12 protein-coding genes are annotated in these 16,881 nt (G+C 50.8%); 1 reads left to right on the top strand and 11 read right to left on the bottom strand.

From position 1 onward, the window contains the following. The 3 genes from AC1W8Y_RS07385 to AC1W8Y_RS07375 all read right to left on the bottom strand — a co-directional run. On the bottom strand, positions 1-1,949 hold a 1,949-nt coding region (locus AC1W8Y_RS07385; protein WP_482013832.1), incomplete at its 3' end, for an acyltransferase family protein. 58 nt (positions 1,950-2,007) lie between these two features. After that, the gene (asnB, locus tag AC1W8Y_RS07380; RefSeq protein ID WP_482013831.1) at positions 2,008-3,876 is read right to left on the bottom strand and encodes an asparagine synthase (glutamine-hydrolyzing); all 1,869 of its coding nucleotides are present in this window, start codon (positions 3,874-3,876) and stop codon (positions 2,008-2,010) included. Between the two features lie 31 nt (positions 3,877-3,907). Next, the gene (locus tag AC1W8Y_RS07375; RefSeq protein WP_482013830.1) at positions 3,908-4,930 is read right to left on the bottom strand and encodes a methyltransferase domain-containing protein; all 1,023 of its coding nucleotides are present in this window, start codon (positions 4,928-4,930) and stop codon (positions 3,908-3,910) included. Between the two features lie 54 nt (positions 4,931-4,984). Here AC1W8Y_RS07375 and AC1W8Y_RS07370 point away from each other — a divergent pair, with 54 nt between their 5' ends. Further along, the gene (locus AC1W8Y_RS07370) at positions 4,985-6,538 is read left to right on the top strand and encodes a hypothetical protein (protein ID WP_482013829.1); all 1,554 of its coding nucleotides are present in this window, start codon (positions 4,985-4,987) and stop codon (positions 6,536-6,538) included. A 23-nt stretch (positions 6,539-6,561) separates the two neighbouring features. Here the strand turns inward: AC1W8Y_RS07370 and AC1W8Y_RS07365 are convergent, their stop codons facing one another. Genes AC1W8Y_RS07365 through wecC form a run of 8 tightly spaced genes read right to left on the bottom strand, consistent with a single transcriptional unit; the run spans position 6,562 to position 16,866 of the window. Beyond that, the gene (locus AC1W8Y_RS07365) at positions 6,562-7,620 is read right to left on the bottom strand and encodes an acyltransferase family protein (protein ID WP_482013828.1); all 1,059 of its coding nucleotides are present in this window, start codon (positions 7,618-7,620) and stop codon (positions 6,562-6,564) included. Between the two features lie 56 nt (positions 7,621-7,676). Then, positions 7,677-8,831 carry a hypothetical protein gene (locus AC1W8Y_RS07360; protein ID WP_482013827.1) on the bottom strand — a complete coding sequence of 385 codons (1,155 nt, stop codon included), beginning with the start codon at positions 8,829-8,831 and terminating at the stop codon, positions 7,677-7,679. A gap of 23 nt (positions 8,832-8,854) precedes the next feature. Further along, a complete protein-coding gene (locus AC1W8Y_RS07355) occupies positions 8,855-10,903 on the bottom strand; it encodes an O-antigen ligase family protein (protein ID WP_482013826.1) in 2,049 nt (682 codons plus the stop codon). 3 nt (positions 10,904-10,906) lie between these two features. After that, the gene (locus tag AC1W8Y_RS07350) at positions 10,907-12,868 is read right to left on the bottom strand and encodes a polysaccharide biosynthesis protein (protein WP_482013825.1); all 1,962 of its coding nucleotides are present in this window, start codon (positions 12,866-12,868) and stop codon (positions 10,907-10,909) included. Between the two features lie 18 nt (positions 12,869-12,886). Then, positions 12,887-13,447: a sugar transferase gene (locus AC1W8Y_RS07345; RefSeq protein WP_482013824.1), complete on the bottom strand. Its 561-nt coding sequence runs from the start codon at positions 13,445-13,447 to the stop codon at positions 12,887-12,889. 19 nt (positions 13,448-13,466) lie between these two features. Beyond that, entirely contained in the window at positions 13,467-14,411 is a 945-nt protein-coding gene (locus AC1W8Y_RS07340; RefSeq protein WP_482013823.1) for a UDP-glucose 4-epimerase family protein, read from the bottom strand. Next, entirely contained in the window at positions 14,408-15,622 is a 1,215-nt protein-coding gene (locus AC1W8Y_RS07335) for a glycosyltransferase family 4 protein (RefSeq protein WP_482013822.1), read from the bottom strand. Before AC1W8Y_RS07335 ends, AC1W8Y_RS07340 begins: the two co-directional genes overlap by 4 nt. Positions 15,623-15,642: 20 nt before the next feature. Further along, positions 15,643-16,866 carry a UDP-N-acetyl-D-mannosamine dehydrogenase gene (gene wecC, locus AC1W8Y_RS07330; protein ID WP_482013821.1) on the bottom strand — a complete coding sequence of 408 codons (1,224 nt, stop codon included), beginning with the start codon at positions 16,864-16,866 and terminating at the stop codon, positions 15,643-15,645. Positions 16,867-16,881 lie beyond the last annotated feature (15 nt).

The following is a 16,881-nucleotide window of genomic DNA, read 5'->3' as shown; positions in this document are numbered from 1 at the left end:
AACTCAGCGGTCGTCTCGTCGTGCAGTCGTGTCAGGCAACCGTCTTGATTACAAAACAAAGCCATCGTATCGATGTAGATGGCGGTTGGCGAATTTTCGAAATCATGCTTGAGCGTTTCATTCAACGCCTGAAACGTTTTGTCGACGCCGACCCACGTCCGCATGGGTAGACTCGGCCACAACTGTCTGACCATGATTTTAGGTAAATCATCTTGCCAGTGAGGCGCTGGGCCCACAAAGATAACCTGCTTAACACCGAAGGATTTAAGCGTTACCGCAAGGTCACGAATATCCTCATAACGATGATTAACAGACTGAGCAAGGATCACCACATCTGGCTTAGCCTCACGCGCTACCTTCAAGGCAAACCAATTTGATTGAAGACAATAATGAAGGTCTGAGGGTCGTTGATTCGACACACTCGGCGCGCACCCCGAGCTGGTCACCTGCAAAATTTGCCAGTTATCGGGCAGCGTCTTGCGTAAGCCGATGTTGAGCATTTGCGCATGCGAATCGCCCCAGAGCATGACGCGTTTGTCGTATTTGCTATCAACGACAAAACACGAATCTGCAATACTCGTTTTAGGTACCTCTGTTGGCTGGCTTAAATAATATTGATCAATTTGGTAGAAATTGCACTCATGGCGAAAGTTCTTTTCAAAGAACGTCAGCCAACGCTGCGACGGCTCATTGGCGTAGTAGGCATAGAACTGTTCTTTTGTTTTGAAGGCTGGGGTGTATCCCGTGATGTATGCCGCTTCATCACTCGCTGTTGATGTCCCACGGGCATCCCGTGTGGTGCTAGAAGAAGCGTGTTGCCACGGTGCCCTATCAAGCAAATAGCTTGACACCCCGATCAACGACATTAACCCACACAACACAACGATGACCGACCGCTTCGAGCGACCTTGACGGATGGGGGTCTCGACAAAGCGGTAAGTCAGTTCGGCAAATATAAAAGCAAGAGCGACGAGTAGCAATCGCACCCACGATGGTGGCGGACCACCGTGCGCTATCCAAGCGAACGACAAGAGCGGCCAATGCCACAGATAGAGAGGGAAGCTAATCAGACCGAGTCTTACCAGAACGCGTTGAGACAACACATTTTTATTGACCCAGGTCTGAGGGCCAGCCGCAATCAGGAGACACGCCCCCACTGTCGGCATCAAGGCCCACCAGCCTGGGAAGGCTTTCTCTGCCCGCACCACGACCACCGCCATGGCGATCAAACCTGCACCCAGCCAAGCGCAGAGGCCGTTCAAGCGCCCTGGCACTTGCTCGCGTCCGCTGTCACGGCTGAGCGCGCATGCCAGCAAACTACCGATGGAAAGCTCCCAGAAGCGTGTTTGAATCGAGTAAAAGACGTGCGCCGGATGGGACGAAATCTGGCTGATGTTCCAGCCAAACGATAAGGCCGCCAGCAGCAGTGTCGGTAACAAGAGTCGCTTGCCAGCGCGCCACATGCCCACCATCAACAAGGGCCAGATTAAATAGAATTGCTCTTCAACCCCAAGCGACCACAAATGCAGCAAAGGCTTCGCTGTGGCGGTGCTATCAAAATAGCCGTTCTCACCCAGAAATACGTAATTAAGAATAAAAACGGTGCTGGCTGAAATATGTTTTTCGAGGCGTTTGAGCTCATCGATTTGCAGGATTTGAAAGCCCACAACGGCACTGAATAAGAGCACCAGGATCAAAGCGGGGAATATCCGTCGAATCCGTCTCGCGTAGAAATGAGTAAAACGAAAAGATCCCGTCGCTAACTCACCCAAAATAATGCCCGTGATCAAATATCCCGAGATAACAAAGAAGACGTCAACACCGATAAAGCCACCCCCGACGAGCGAGGGGAAAGCGTGAAACCCAAGCACCAACAGAACAGAAATCGCCCGTAATCCATCAATATCAGGGCGATAAGACGAGGCGTGTTTAGCACTGGATGTCAACATATCAAGAGGCAATCAATTCGTTAAACCCTGCGGCAGTGCAGACGTGAAGTTCAAGGGACTAAAGCGTGACACCGTAAGCTTTACGCCACAGCTCAAACAAGACCAGCGAGAACAGCCGCTCACTGTTACTTGCCCCCTTATCTTGGCGCTCAAACAATTGTTGCACCCTCGCTCGGTCAAAGAGACAATCATCAGCCAATAGCACTTGCTTGAACAAATCTCTAAACGGGCCCGCCTTTAACCAGGTGGCAAGCGGGATAGAAAACCCTTGCTTACGCTGACGATCAAACGCTGGCGGTAACACCCGAGCAGTCAGGCGCTTGAGTAATATCTTTTTGTCAGTCGCAGAGGCTTTGAGCTGATGCGGGACTTTGCCGAACGCAAAGTCGATCAACGACGCATCCAGAAAAGGGGCTCTTATCTCTAGCGAATTCAACATACTCGCCCGATCGACTTTCACCAGAATATCCTCAGGCAGATAGTTACCAAAATCCATTCTTGTGGCTCGATCAAGCAAGTTCGGCGAACTCGGGATTCGCTCAGCCATGATTCGCTCGGCCCCATGCTTGACACCAGCGTAGCCATGAATGAGTTGCGCTCTCGCTTGACGGTCGAAGTAAGACGCAATCAACGGTAAACCTTGATGCAGGTTCGCACCTAAGGCCTGCAGCCAATTGCGCCCTTTGAACCCCACCGGCAGACACGTCTCAGCAGCCTGCGCCACCAATCTACTCAAGGGATAGGGGATACGCCCAAGTCGGTCTTTCATCCACAACAGACGGCTGTAGTGACCATAACCACCGAACAGCTCATCCCCACCGTCGCCGCCTAACGCGACGGTGCAATGTTGGCGTACCAGTTGACTGACCAGATAGGTCGGGATCATGCTTGAATCAACGATAGGTTCGTCATATTGGCGAGCCAACGAGAACAACAAGTTGGGGTCGATCGCATCAGCCGCCAATTCAGTATGGTCGGTAGAGAAATGATCAGCAATCAGTCTGGCGTGGATAGTTTCATCCATTGACCCATGGCCGGGAAACCCGACCGTAAAGGTTCTGACCTTGCTAGAGCTTCGCACTGCCATCGCCGTGATCAAGCTCGAATCGACGCCTCCACTCAATAACACGCCGACCGGCACATCAGCCACCAGTTGTCGTTGAACGGCACTTTCGAGCAATGACTCAAGTTCATCCAGCAAGGCCGTTTCATCTTGACTATCGTCCTGCGACTGCGCGGGCTCAGCTGGCATATGCCAGTAGCGCCACGTACGGGTCTTGCCATTCGTTAAATCGAATGTCATGGCATGCGCTGGTGGCAACTTACGATAGCCATCCAAGATGCAACGATCACCAGGGACATAACCAACGCCCAGATAGCAATCCAAAGCCTCGTGATTCATCCGTCGAGGTAATTGCGGATTCGCCAAGAGCGCTTTTAATTCAGAGGCAAAATAGATTGCCTGATCAGCCGCGTAATAGAACAGAGGCTTTTCTCCCGCTCTATCGCGGGCAAAAAAGAGTTGCTTGCGGTTGACGTCATAGATGGCAAACGCAAACATGCCATTGAGTCTAGAGAGACAATCGACGCCCCATTGGTGATAAGCCGCCAGCAGCACTTCAGTATCACTGGCTGACCGAAAGACGTAGCCCTCGCGCTTGAGCTCGCTCTGCAATGCTTTAAAGTTGTAGATCTCGCCATTAAAGGTGATCGCTAACCCCAATGTCGGGTCAACCATCGGCTGATGTCCCATGGGGGATAGATCGATAATGGCTAACCGGCGCTGAGCCAACCCCACCTGACCATTCTCGGCCCACCATTGCCCAGCATCATCTGGGCCCCGATGCACCATCGCGTCTCGGCCCACTGAGAGCCACGTCCGTTGCTGCAACGGGGCAACCGAGGCAACGCCCACTATCCCACACATAGCGCCCCCTTCGGCCTAGGCGAAGCAATGGTCATTTATAAATCCGCAAGGCACAGCCAATTGGCGGTGGGCGCAGGTAATACTTGTCAGCATTCAGCACTTTAGCGCTATCGGGTTGCAGACTAGCCACCAGTTCGCGAATCTCATCGTGCGATTTGTGATGCTGAAACTCATGTGAGCCATAGCAATCGAAGGTGTTTAAACAGCCGCTCTTGTAACGTCTTTTCAAGCGGGCAAGCCACCCTTCGCCCTCAATCACGGGCACGTCGCCTTGCACCACGATGCTGAGCTTTTCGAGTACCTCACCCAAGCCAGGTACTAAGCGCAGTATCGAAACGAACTTTGAATACGCCATGATGGTGCTGAAGGACCGCTTTGAAAGCAGCGCCCTCAATGGCTCATAAATCAGATGAAACCGCACCCAGCGAAAAGCACCTTCATCATTCAGTGCATAACAATTGAAAACAAATTCGCCCTTGGGCGCAACCAGCTCAAACAAAGCTTTAGCGGTTTTTTCAACAGACGGGGTGTGCTGGATGACGTTGTGGCAATAAACGATGCCATCGATCGAGGCCGAACGCAGCGGTGGTGCATCAATCGAGCACTGAATCACATCGACATTTTTCAGCGTGGCAAGATTACGTCTCACCACATCGTCTACTGAATGTGAGAGATCAAGCAAGATCACGTGCTTGGCGCCAAACTCGGCAAACCATTTGCTCTGCGAGCCACTACCGCCGCCTGCGTCAACAATCAGCTTGTCTTTGAACGCGTCGACGCTACCGAAGGTATTGGCGACGGTGTGAGATAGCCAGTTTGTTTTAAAGTCAATAAAATTGAAGTGGTTCCACTCATCGCCAAACGAATCAACCGTTTTAGACGAAACAAAGTTCGCAAACCGCGGGACGCCATCCACAATCGGGTACGCTTTGCCTTGCGCCGTGGTCAAGGTGCCAGTGATAACATTGCCCACGCTGTCGTAGACGGCGTTTTCTAGGGTAAGAGGCGCTTTTGTGATTGGCTCACAAATAAATTGAAGCAAATAAGGCGTCATTCGTACACCATTAACTGAATAATCCGCTCATTATAGATATATCGACAGCCATTGATGAACACACGCGTTAGCGCCTCTTCTTTCTTCGCTTGGCATGCAGACTGGTTGTTCAGGCAGCGTTATCTGATCGTCGTGCTCTTTTTGTTGGGTCGCTACGCGTTATATGCCACGCTAGGGGTCTGGTCAGAGGATTTCTGGGAGCACAGTGCGGTGGTTCGCGAGTTGATGACCCATCTTTGGCATCCTCAGCACCCTCAAATTACGCTTAACGTGCCACACGCGTTTTTTTCACCGTATTCGCTGTTGGTGGCACTCTTTGGCTTAGCGTTTCATCTCAGCTCAATCAGTGCGTTAGCCATTTTTGGCATGTTTAATTTAGCGTTGTTCAGCTATGGGCTATTGCGGTTCTGCAGACGCTACGACGAGCGCAAGGGCGCCACCATCGCGGCCTATACCTTGATTTTGAGCCTGTTTTTTTGGGGCGATCATCCTTGGCTCTTCAGCGGGTTCTATAACCTCAGTATCTTCAATGATGTATTGCCCTATCCGTCGACCTTTGCCCTGGGCTTGTCTTTGCTCGCGCTGTCGCTCAACAAACGGCCCTTGATCACCTCATCGTTGGTCAACAGTACTCTCATGGTAAGTATTTGCAGCCTCGTGTTGATTATTCACTCGCTCACTGCAATCTTCTTGCTGGTGGGTCTCAGTTGTCAGCAGATTTGCCATCAGAAGATCACGCTGCGTTCACTGACAACGCTTACGGTGATGACGTTCGGGTCGTTGGCTTTGTCGTTGTTGTGGCCTTATTTTTCAATGTTGCAACTCATCCGCGTGGGTGGCGATGCCTTTCACTTCGCTAACGAAGTCATGTATCTTGATGTCATTCACCGCGTTTGGCCAACCTTAATGGTGTCGCCCCTCATCGTGTGGCAAGCGCTAAAGGCCAAAAATCGTGACCTCGCCCTGATGTTGCTCGCACTCATCGCGATTTATGGGTTGGGCTATTTTTCAACCAAATATTCTTACGGTCGCACCATCGCTTTTGCCCTGTTGATTGCGAATCTTCTGTTGGCACAAGTGATCAATCAGTTCGAACAAATCGTCGATAAATCTCGATTTTCTCAGTGGTTCAAGGCACTTTGGCTTGTCGGGCTCGCTGCCATTTTTACGTTCTGGTTGCAGCAATCGACCAGCCGATTGTTGACGGTTTTCAACAGCATTTATTTAGGGCGACCCATCTCAAGTGCGATCACCTATCGGGATCTGAATTTTCTAGCGAAATATACCGATCAGTATGATCTGATTTTTGCCGATGTAGAGTCGAGTTGGATTATCCCGAGTATTGCTGGCAAAGTCGTCGGCACTGACCATCCCCTCGCCTTCGTGCCAGGTTGGTACGTCAGAAAATGGGATTTGATGCAGTTTTATACCGTTGAACAAGATCAAGCCTATCGGCAAATGATTCTTGAGCGATATCACCCAAAGTTTCTACTCATCAAAAAAGCCTTGGGTGCCGTTGCGATCAAAATTGCAGCAGAATTCTCTGATCGAGAAAAATACCCACTGGTGTATGAGGATGACAAGTTTGTACTTTTACGTCTCAACTGATCAGCTTTGATGTTTCAGTCGAGTTAAGACGTTACCCTCTTGACGAAAAGTTGTGTATTTTTTTCGATCAGAATATAGATGAAATAAGATAAAACATAGCTAATACTTACGGTGAGAAAAAATCCCACGGCCAACGCGAGCGGCCCGATACCTAACGCAATTAAGTTCAGATAATGAATCACGAGAAAGTGAATCAAGTAAATAGCGTAAGAACGTTGTCCTAGCATTTCGATCGGTTTAAACACCAGCCCGCTCTTAATTGCAGCGTATACGAAAGCAGCTAGGCTGAGAGTCACCAACAGAAAGTCAGCACCTCGGACATGATGGAAATATCTCGCAATCAATCCAACGCCTAACCACAGCACGAATAAACCAAGCTCAGTTCGTGTCATGTAAGCGCGAATTGCAAAGTACAAATAGCATCCAATAAAAAATATCGGGGCTTGATTCAAAAAATTTAGGTATAGAAACTCTTGAATGACGCCATCGTTGTAATGCGCAGAGAGCACTGCAGTTGCTGCATCTTTAAACCAAAACTCGTTTACCAACCAGATAGCAAAACCGATACAGATATAAAAAACTTTTCGATCTGCAATAGATCGAATAATCAAAGGAAACAATAGATAAAAAAGCATTTCAACTGCGATGGTCCATCCACCTGGCACGATGCTGCTAATATCCCCGGCCGAAAAACCGTGCAAAAAAAACGCCGTCAAGGCGACTTGTCGAAAACCAACCCCGTCTGGCGCTGACTGCGATGGGCTGGTGCCGTTAATAAGTAAATACGTGGGTATCGCCAACCAGAATAATGGCGCAATGCGAAACAACCTTCTGACGTAAAACTTAAAAACCGGCTGAGTCTCGCCGTTGCGCTGATTCCACATGTAACACATCGTCCAAGCGCTGACGAAAAAAAACAGCTGAACTCCAAACTTACCTAGCCCGAACGCAACATCAATCACTCGTATGTGCGATGGAAACCCCTGTATGCAATGCACGCCAATCACACCTAAGATCGCCCACCCTCTTAGAAAATCGAGCGTTCTGAGTCGCTCTGAGGAATTGACAGACTCTAGTCTCATCGTTTTTCGCAGCCAGTTATGCGTTGATCTTGTTGAGGATGTGCCCGGCACTTAAATTAAGCACGCTTTTGATCTATGTCTAAAGCGATGTTGTTACGCCTTGCAACTAAACCACAAATCATTAATGCGCCCACAACCGCGTAAGCAGCAATCACCCATCGAATTGAATGAGCGGTCAGCTGCGAGTAAATCGCAATCGGAAATCCCAGTATTAAGACGCGGTCATAATCTCGGCGAGTCAAAAATAGCAGATAGAACAGTGCAAATATTGATGCAAAGAAATCGTAAAAAACAACGCGAGGGTTGGTCAAAACAATCAAAATAATTAGAAGCAAAAGGAGGCTTCTTTGCTCCAACACAACGATGCGGCGCTTTGCCCAAACCATTAGTAAGACAAAGAGCGAGCCTACGCTAGAAATATGCAAAAGAAAGGCCCATTGATAACCCAAGCGTGGCCCCAATAAACGAAGCGTCGAAAACCCACCCAAGTCATCCTTTGTCAATAATTGATATTGCATCGCTCGAAGAAAATCAGCGTATTGATCTGGCAGCAGGATAGAGCCACTGAACCAAAGCAAAGCGACAACGCCACAGCACATTAAAGACAACGCAATCGCCTTTTTAACGTGATGTGCTAAAAAATAGAATAGTATATATGCCAAAAAATAGGGCTTTACGATAGAGAAGCAAATGAGCGAAAAGCCGTAAAGAAAAAGAACGAGCTTCCGATTTTGAGCGCTATAGTTGAACATTAAGCTGATCAGGATCAGGTGGAAATAAGCGCTGAAGTTGCCTGAGAGTAAAGCCTTCAGTGATACGCCTCCGAACGTGAGGGCCATGACAATAATGGCAGCTATCTTCAATACACCGTTTACCTGATCTGCTAAAAATCTGGTGGATTCAAATAAGAACCACAAGACAACGGCAAGATAACAACAGGCAAGAAATAGTTTCAGACTGACAAACTGGCCGATTAATGAGAGCGCAATCAATACGAACGGGTGGTATATGAACATCGACTGATCTTTTTGCCTGTACGGGCTAACACCGACGGCATAATCCCTCACCGCTTGGATAATTGGGGATAAATCCCAAAGTGGCGTTTCGACTAGATAAGATTGCAATGCCAACACCAACGAAATAAGCACACAAAGGGCCAGTGCAGACTTAATCAAATAATCTAGGCTTTCGCTCTTATTTTTTATCAACATATTTATCGTGTTAACACGAATGATCAATGGAAACGAACGGATTTAATGTGCAAGCCCTTCCTTGTGGGATTATCACTCTGCGCAAAATTACTTTCGGTGAAGCAGCGAGATAATTGAACGCGGGCATGCCAGGGTTGAACGCGGTCAGCAACAGCAAGCGCTGAGCGCTGGGTTTCAGGTAACGCAATCGATAGACTGAAATCATTGTCACGCAGCGCAGGGTAGGTCGTCGTCGCCACCACATGACCGTCGCTATCCATCAACGTCAATGTCGCACTCAACGGCAAGTCAAGCACATGCGGCTGGCTTTTATCAATCAACAGAGATAATCCCGTCGCGCTTTGTGGCAATTGAATCGTCAAGCTGCCTCGCATCCAGCCGTCTTCGGTTTTGTCAGTTTCTTTGAAGCACTCTGCCCCCTTCAAGAAAGGGTCGCTGGTGAAGGACTGAGCCACTTCGACCCAGGCAAAATAACAGAAGCAACTTGCGCTCAACAACACCATGGTTGCCGCTAATTGGTTAGATCTGGGGCGCAAGGCAACGTACTCAGTTGGCTGCGTTGACCTTGAGTGGGCATAAAGCAGCGCCACAAAGACTGCCAAGAACAAGAGGTTCTCACGGATGATCAGCGGATGCGAGTAAATGTTGCCAATGAAGATCGCGGCAATGGCAAAAGTCGCAGCCGACAAAGCTCGCCTGTCTTTGCTAGTGAACCAAGGCAAGGCAAAGATCAACACAAATCCGACCACCCCCGCCAAACCTAGCTCAGCCGCCGTTTGTAAGAAATAGTTGTGTGCGTTTTCGCCACCGGCGGACGAGATATAGGCCGGCACTGACGACAAGTGCAGAAAATTGCCCTGCCCGACCCCCATGAGCGGGAAGGCTTCAAACATGTTGATGGCTGTACTGAACAACTCAAGACGATACACCGACAGCCGGTTGAGTGTCTGAAAATTGATCTGCTTCAACGCGATGACTTCATCGATGATGACATTGAACCAGAGATGACCGGTCAACCCCAACACCGCAACCATAGCAACGCCGACCAATGAAACCACGGCGATGCGCCTTTTTATTTGCTGGTTCTCTTGCCTGAGCAATGCGTTGAAGATGACAAAGACGGTGAACAAAATCGCGAAGATAAAGGTCGCTCTTGACTTACTCAGCATCAACGCCACCCAACTGCTCAAACACGCAGCCAGAATAATGCGCCCCCAATACTTGGCTTGAGCCCTTTGCGTTGAAAACAGATAGCCGAAAAGACCAATTGCCCCAATCAGCATATGACCTGCGAAGGCGTGGATATCAGGCTCAAACCCAAAGGCGCCGTGCCCGATGGAATCTGTTCTGTACTGAAGCGCATACGCTGGCAGGCCAAAGCCTGTCATGGCTTGAAAAATCCCCCAGGCGGCAGACAACATCAATCCAATAACGACTGGCGTAAAAACGGCATCATCCTTTTGCCGACTCGCTTTGAGCGTGGTCAACAGGCAAATGATCAGCAACGTCCCCGCACAATAGACAATCAGATCCGCCAGCACGAGGTAATCGTTTCCGACCCCCATGTGTTTGAAGCGAAACAGGTTATTAAGAAACCCAGGCACATAAAAGACGGATGCGCCAAGCCAAAGATTACGGCTGATCGTGATGCCAGTCGAGACCGTGATCACGAAAATCGTTAGGCCCACAGGCCAAGGAGGCAACACCAACCACTGACGGAGATCTTCTTTTTTATAAATCGTTCGGACGAGTTGGCCGGCAAAGAGCCCGACCACCGCGTCAACACCGGGGTAGGCAATAAAGTATTTGACCCGTGGGTGAAGGATAAACTCTGCTTGAGTTGCTAAATTGGGCAACAACGGCAGCATGAGGATCAGCAAAAACGTCGACCATTTTCTGGACCAGATAGCCAACAGCAGAAAGGTGTAGAAGTAAAATAACGACGGCCCGCGATACACCTGTTGCGCCGAAACGAGGTAGCTGCCCAACACCACCAGTACCGCAAATAGCCCGGCAATCAACCCGAACCAGGATAAGCACCTTTGCAAACGAAACAGAATATTGACAGGCATCGTTTAGTGTTCAACCTCACCAAGTAACGAATCATTTTTGACCGTCGTAATCCAGTCGACGGTCACTTCTGCCGGGATGTAACCAGCGACCAGCTGCACCAGCAACCGTTTGATTTCAGCGACATCCTGACTGATCAATGCCTCGGTCAGTTCGGCAAGTTTGGGTTCAAGTTCTGCCCACGAGATAACCTCTTCTTTAGCCTGCATGATGCGTTCATGTCTCGTTGGGCTTGGGTCGTCACCGATCAGTAACTCTTCATACAGTTTTTCACCAGGCCGCAACCCAATAATCTGGATTTCAATATCGCCATCTGGGTTCTCTTCATCACGCAACTGCAGACCAGATAGTTCGATCATCCTTTTGGCAAGATCGAAGATTTTGACGGGCTGACCCATATCCAGCACGAAGACATCGCCGCCTTCTGCCATTGAGCCCGCTTGAATCACGAGCTGAGCGGCCTCTGGGATGGTCATGAAGTAACGCTCAATCTCTTTGTGCGTGAGCGTAATCGGCCCGCCGTCGCTGATCTGACGACGAAATTTCGGCACCACCGAACCCGATGAGCCCAATACGTTACCGAAGCGCACCATTGAAAACCGAGTCGTAAGGTCATCAACTTGTTTGCGACGACTGTCATCGAACGCCTGCAAAATCATCTCAGCCAGTCGTTTGCTCGCACCCATGATATTGGTGGGCCTGACGGCCTTGTCTGTGCTGATCAAAACAAAATCTTTCACCGTAAAATTCGCCGCCGTTTTAGCAAGCATCAACGTGCCGAACACATTGTTTCTGATCCCTTCGACGGGGTTGTGCTCAACTAGCGGCACATGCTTATAGGCCGCTGCGTGAAAAATCGTGTCTGGCCGCCAAGAACCAATAATGGTCTGCATGCGCGCTGCGTCGCAGACCGAACCCAGCAAAGGCACTAGGTTGGTTTGCTGCCTCTCGGTAAGGGTGATCAGCTCTTGATGAATGTTGTAGAGCACGAATTCGCTTTGCTCGACCAACAACAAAGTGGCTGGTTTGCCCAGCATAATTTGACGGCAAAGCTCACTACCGATTGAGCCCCCCGCCCCCGTCACCAAGACCACCTTGCCCGTAATGTTTTTCTCTAGAAGCGCGGCATCTGGCTCAACCGGATCTCGACCCAGCAAGTCTTCAATATCGAGCTCTCGCAGATCTGAGGTGCTGACCTTACCCTCGACCAATTCAGAGACGCTGGGCAAGGTGCGCACAGAAACCTTGGCCTGCAACATCTGATTGAGTATTTCGTTGCGCCGCTTTCGTGTGATTGAAGGTAACGCCAGAAGCACATCACTGATGTTCAAGGTGTTCACCAGGTTCAGCAGGTCGTCAGGCGGGTAAATGGTCAGGCCATTGAGCACCCTGCCTTGCAATTTTTCGTCATCATCAAGAAAACCCACCACTTGCATTTTGCTGGCGCTACCAAAGGCACCGGCCAACTGCCGTCCCGCGTCTCCTGCCCCATAAATCAGCACTTTGGATGAATCTGCTGTTTTAAGCTGGCTCTGGTAAAGCCCACCAAGCCAATAACGTGCCAGTGCTCGCGAGCCGCCGACGACCAATAACAGTAACAACGGCTGTATCAGCCCTACCGTTCGTGGCACGCCCTCTATCCCAACTGCAGTAAAAATAGCTGCGTAAAGAAGACCGTAAACGCCACAAGCTTGCGCAACTGTCATCAGCGCCGGCCAGCCTGAATATCTGAATATGGCGCGATAAAGACCGAATACGATGAAAATGGGGAGAGCAAAGAGCAAAGCGGCAATCACTGCACGAATAGGCGCACCTGATAAAGACACAAACTCGCCCAACCGCAGATAAAAAGCAAACCACACGGTGAGAACGCACACACTCGCATCCACCGACACGGCGACGAAGCGTTTTGTGCTTCGTGGCAACGTCAGAAGCGATTGCGCTGAACTGGCTAAAGCGTTTCTCATCTCGAGCGGTGTAAATGATTAATGAGAAACCCCGCGACGTTGTATGACTTTCACCACGGTGCCCCAAAGTATCTGTAAATCGAACCAGCAAGACTGCCGGTGCATATATTCGACATCAAATTTAACCTTTTCCGAGATTGGTAACTCATCACGACCATTAATTTGCGCCCAACCGGTCAACCCCGGCAACAGCCGATGCACGCCCGCCTCGGTACGTAGCTGAATCAGATCATCTTGATTGAACAAGGCAGGCCGGGGCCCCACAAAGCTCATATCCCCGATAATAATGCTCCAGAGTTGCGGCAATTCATCCAAACTAGACTTTCTAAGAAACGAACCGATCGGGGTCATTAGGCTGGTTGGATCCTGCAATAAATGCGTCGCGACCACCGGGGCATCCGTTTTCATGCTGCGAAACTTCGGCATATTGAACAATCGGTTGTTTTGACCGACACGGCTGCTCCAGTAAAGCGCGGGGCCTTTAGAAGTCAGTTTGACTGCCAAAGCGGTCAGCAAGACAGGGATCAACAGCACCAAGCCCAATGCACATCCCGCAAGCAAATCAAACAACCTTTTCAACTTGTACCCATCCCTCTATTCACGTCGCGCTGGTCGCTGTTCTTCGCAATGCTTCGTCTACCCCGATAGGCGGTTGCCACCCTAACAACTGTTTCGTTTTGCGGATGTCCAGTTGCAGACTCTGCGTTAAGCGTTGCAGACTGGTCTCTTGACCGGCAAGCTTAGCACCCAGACGCAGGATTGACACAGGGATGGGCAGTAGCCGGGCAGATTGCCCCGTCGCCCGTGCCAATCGCCTCAGTAGGCCCGCCGTCGAGAGATCTTCGTCATCGCTCACCAGAAACACCTGATTAGCCGCGGCCGGATGTTGGGTGCAAACCACCAGCAAGTCTATCAAGTTATCAATCCCGACCATGCTTCTGCGATTCGTGCTCACACTGGCCAAGGGCAGAGGCCACCCACTCGCGACCCAACGCATCAGGCGAGCGAAATTGGCTTTTACGCCTGGCCCGTACACCAATGGCGGTCGAATAATAACGACGTCCATCCCTGTCTGGGCGCCAAGATGCAACAAGCCCGCTTCTGCCTCGCGTTTTGACTGCCCGTAAGCGTCTTGCGGGGCGGGGGTCATCTCTGCTGTAAACGGTTGACCAGCGACAGTCTCTTCCCCGTTGACTTTAATTGAACTCAAAAAGATGAACCGCCGAACGCCTCGGTCGGCCGCAAGACGAGCAAGCGCCAACGTTGCATCGACGTTCACTGCACGGTACGCCGCCAAAGGATCGGTGGCCGCATCTTGCATGATGTGTACCCGCGCGGCGGTATGAATGACCGCTGAAACCCCTGTCAGCAGGTCATCCAGTTTGGCGCGAGACGTTAAATCAATGCCGACCACCGTCTCGACCCCAGTCACGGGTTGCAGCGGAGGCGTCCGACAACACGCCCGAGTCGGTATGCCACGTCGCGCGAGTGTGGCGACCAGCGCTGAGCCCACAAAACCATTAGCCCCCGTCACCAAAATCACGGTCTACGCTCGCTCGATGACACTGCAAGCATATCTTTAGCCAACAAATCCATGATGTTGCTGCGACGAAACTTCTCGATAAATCGATGCCGAGGCGTATCGCTAAAGGTCAACGTTGTAAAAGCGTCTACGGCTGCAGCGACATCACAAGGCTCGAACAGCGCAGCATTGGAGACTTCTTCTCTGATGAATTTGGCGGGATAACCGGACACGCCCGCCAGAATGGGCTTACCCAACGCCGCATACTCAAAAATCTTAGAGGGAAGCACCTTCTCAAAGGCAGGGTAATTATTCAGATGTAAAAACAAAACATCCGCCTTCAAATAGGCCGCGATCAGACTGCCGCGATTCATGGGCGGCACCAACTGGACGTTACTCACCCCCAACTGTTCAAGCGCGGAACGCAACTGCCTGGATCGACCGCCGTCGCCAATCACCGTCAACCGCGCTCTACCCTCAAGCGCCTTGGCCAAGCCGGGCACAATATGATGCAAGCCCTGCCCTTCGCCGATATTGCCCGCGTAGAGCACCTCAATCAACGGGTCAGAAGGCGGGCCTTCAGTCTTAAGCACCTTTTCTTCAACGTCGATTGCCAAAAACTCGTCGTCAATACCGTTGGTGAAACACGCGAAGGTCTGCCTCGGGTAGCGGGCACGAAAGTAAGGTAAGAACCCCGCTGAAACCAAATTTACTCGACGTGCCGGTTGGATCGTCTTTTTTTCGAGCCACGACAGCAGGGGGCCGATCCAGCGATGCAGCTTCGCCGACAACACGTCCTGTATGGTGTCAACAAAGATATCTCTGATATCCAGATAAAGCGGCGTCGAGTGTCGTCTCGCGATCCATGAGGCCAGACTGGCCGTCATCAGACGCGATGACGTCGCAACGATCAATTGGTAGTCTTGTTGCTTGCTGAGCCTGAGAGCGTGTCTTGCAAACACAATGAACGATTTTGATTGATCCAGCATGCCGCTTTCGTGCTGTGGCAAGGGGATGCGATGAATGGTGAGTCGGGGCTGCTCTTCTAACTCGCTCAAATTAGTCGATGCGGCATCCGAGTAGGTGACGTAACGATTGGGCAAGGTGGTGATGACATCGAGGTGGTCGTCAGGACCCATATTGTTGAGCAATGCCTCTACCAAGGCCGAGGCCCGGAATGAACCGGCACACAGATCTGGTTTGTAGTAGAAGCTCAGCAACAAAAGGCGCAAGATCACATCCCGAAAAACATTCAGTGCAAACCAACACCGCAAAAATCCAACGCATTCAAGGCCAGCAGCCGAGCTTTGCAGGCGGGATCGAGAAATTGCCGGTGTTTCACGAGCACGGCAATCACGTCGCCTTGAAGCAGGGCGTCATCGAGATCCATCAAAGCAAATCGCTCGTGCGATTCGATATTGGGCTCAACGGCACTCAACTCAACCCCTTCTTGTTGCAAGGCTGATGCCACTTGCACCGCCGGGGATTCACGCAAATCATCGATATCCGGTTTGAACGCTAACCCGAGGCAGACTAGTCTGGGCTCACGCCCTAATTCAGCGCGGCGAGCCCGAAGTCGCACTCTGATTTGCTCAATTACCCATTCAGTTTTGTCGTTATTGACTTCGCGCGCAGAGCGCATCAATCGTGCGTTGTCGGGATCTCGCGAAATGATGAACCACGGGTCAACCGCGATGCAATGGCCGCCGACGCCGGTGCCGGGTTGCAAGATATTGACGCGAGGATGTCGATTGGCAAGCTCAATGAGCTTCCAGACATCGATCCCTTGGTTGGCGCAAATGATTGATAGCTCGTTCGCAAACGCGATATTGACGTCACGAAAGCTATTTTCGGTCAGTTTGCACATCTCAGCCGTTTTCGCATCGGTCTCTAAAACGGCACCACGCACAAAGGTTTTGTAAAACTGCGAGACTGCTTGAGTGGCCTCGTGCGTTAAGCCGCCCACCACTCGGTCATTGGCCACCAACTCGGTCATGATTTTGCCGGGCAACACCCGCTCAGGGCAATAGGCGACTCGAATACCAGTGACATCGACGCCCGCATCCGCCAAGACCTTTGCGATCAGCTCAGTAGTCCCCACGGGCGATGTCGATTCAAGGATGACCAAATCCCCTCGCTTAAGAAAAGACGCGATACTGCCTGCCGCTTTGAGCACGTAATCGATATTAGGCTGAGGGATGTCGGCGCCTTCGTGAAACGGCGTGGGGACACAAATCATATAAATATCGCCTGGCTGCGGGGTCGTATAAGCTTTAAGCTTGCCTGAAAACACGGCCGCTCGCACGAACGCATCCAGATCGGGCTCGACAATATGTATCTCGCCCTTATTGATTGTCTCTACCGCGTGTTGGCTGACATCAACGCCAACGACCTCATACCCGTTGGTCGCCAATAAAGCAGCCGTCGGCAAACCGATGTAACCGAGTCCAACGACGCAAACTTTCTGTTTGTGCATTCAATCATGCCTTGA

The sequence above is a fragment of the Jezberella sp. genome (assembly GCF_964834465.1).
This window is presented reverse-complemented; position numbering and strand designations above follow the sequence as displayed.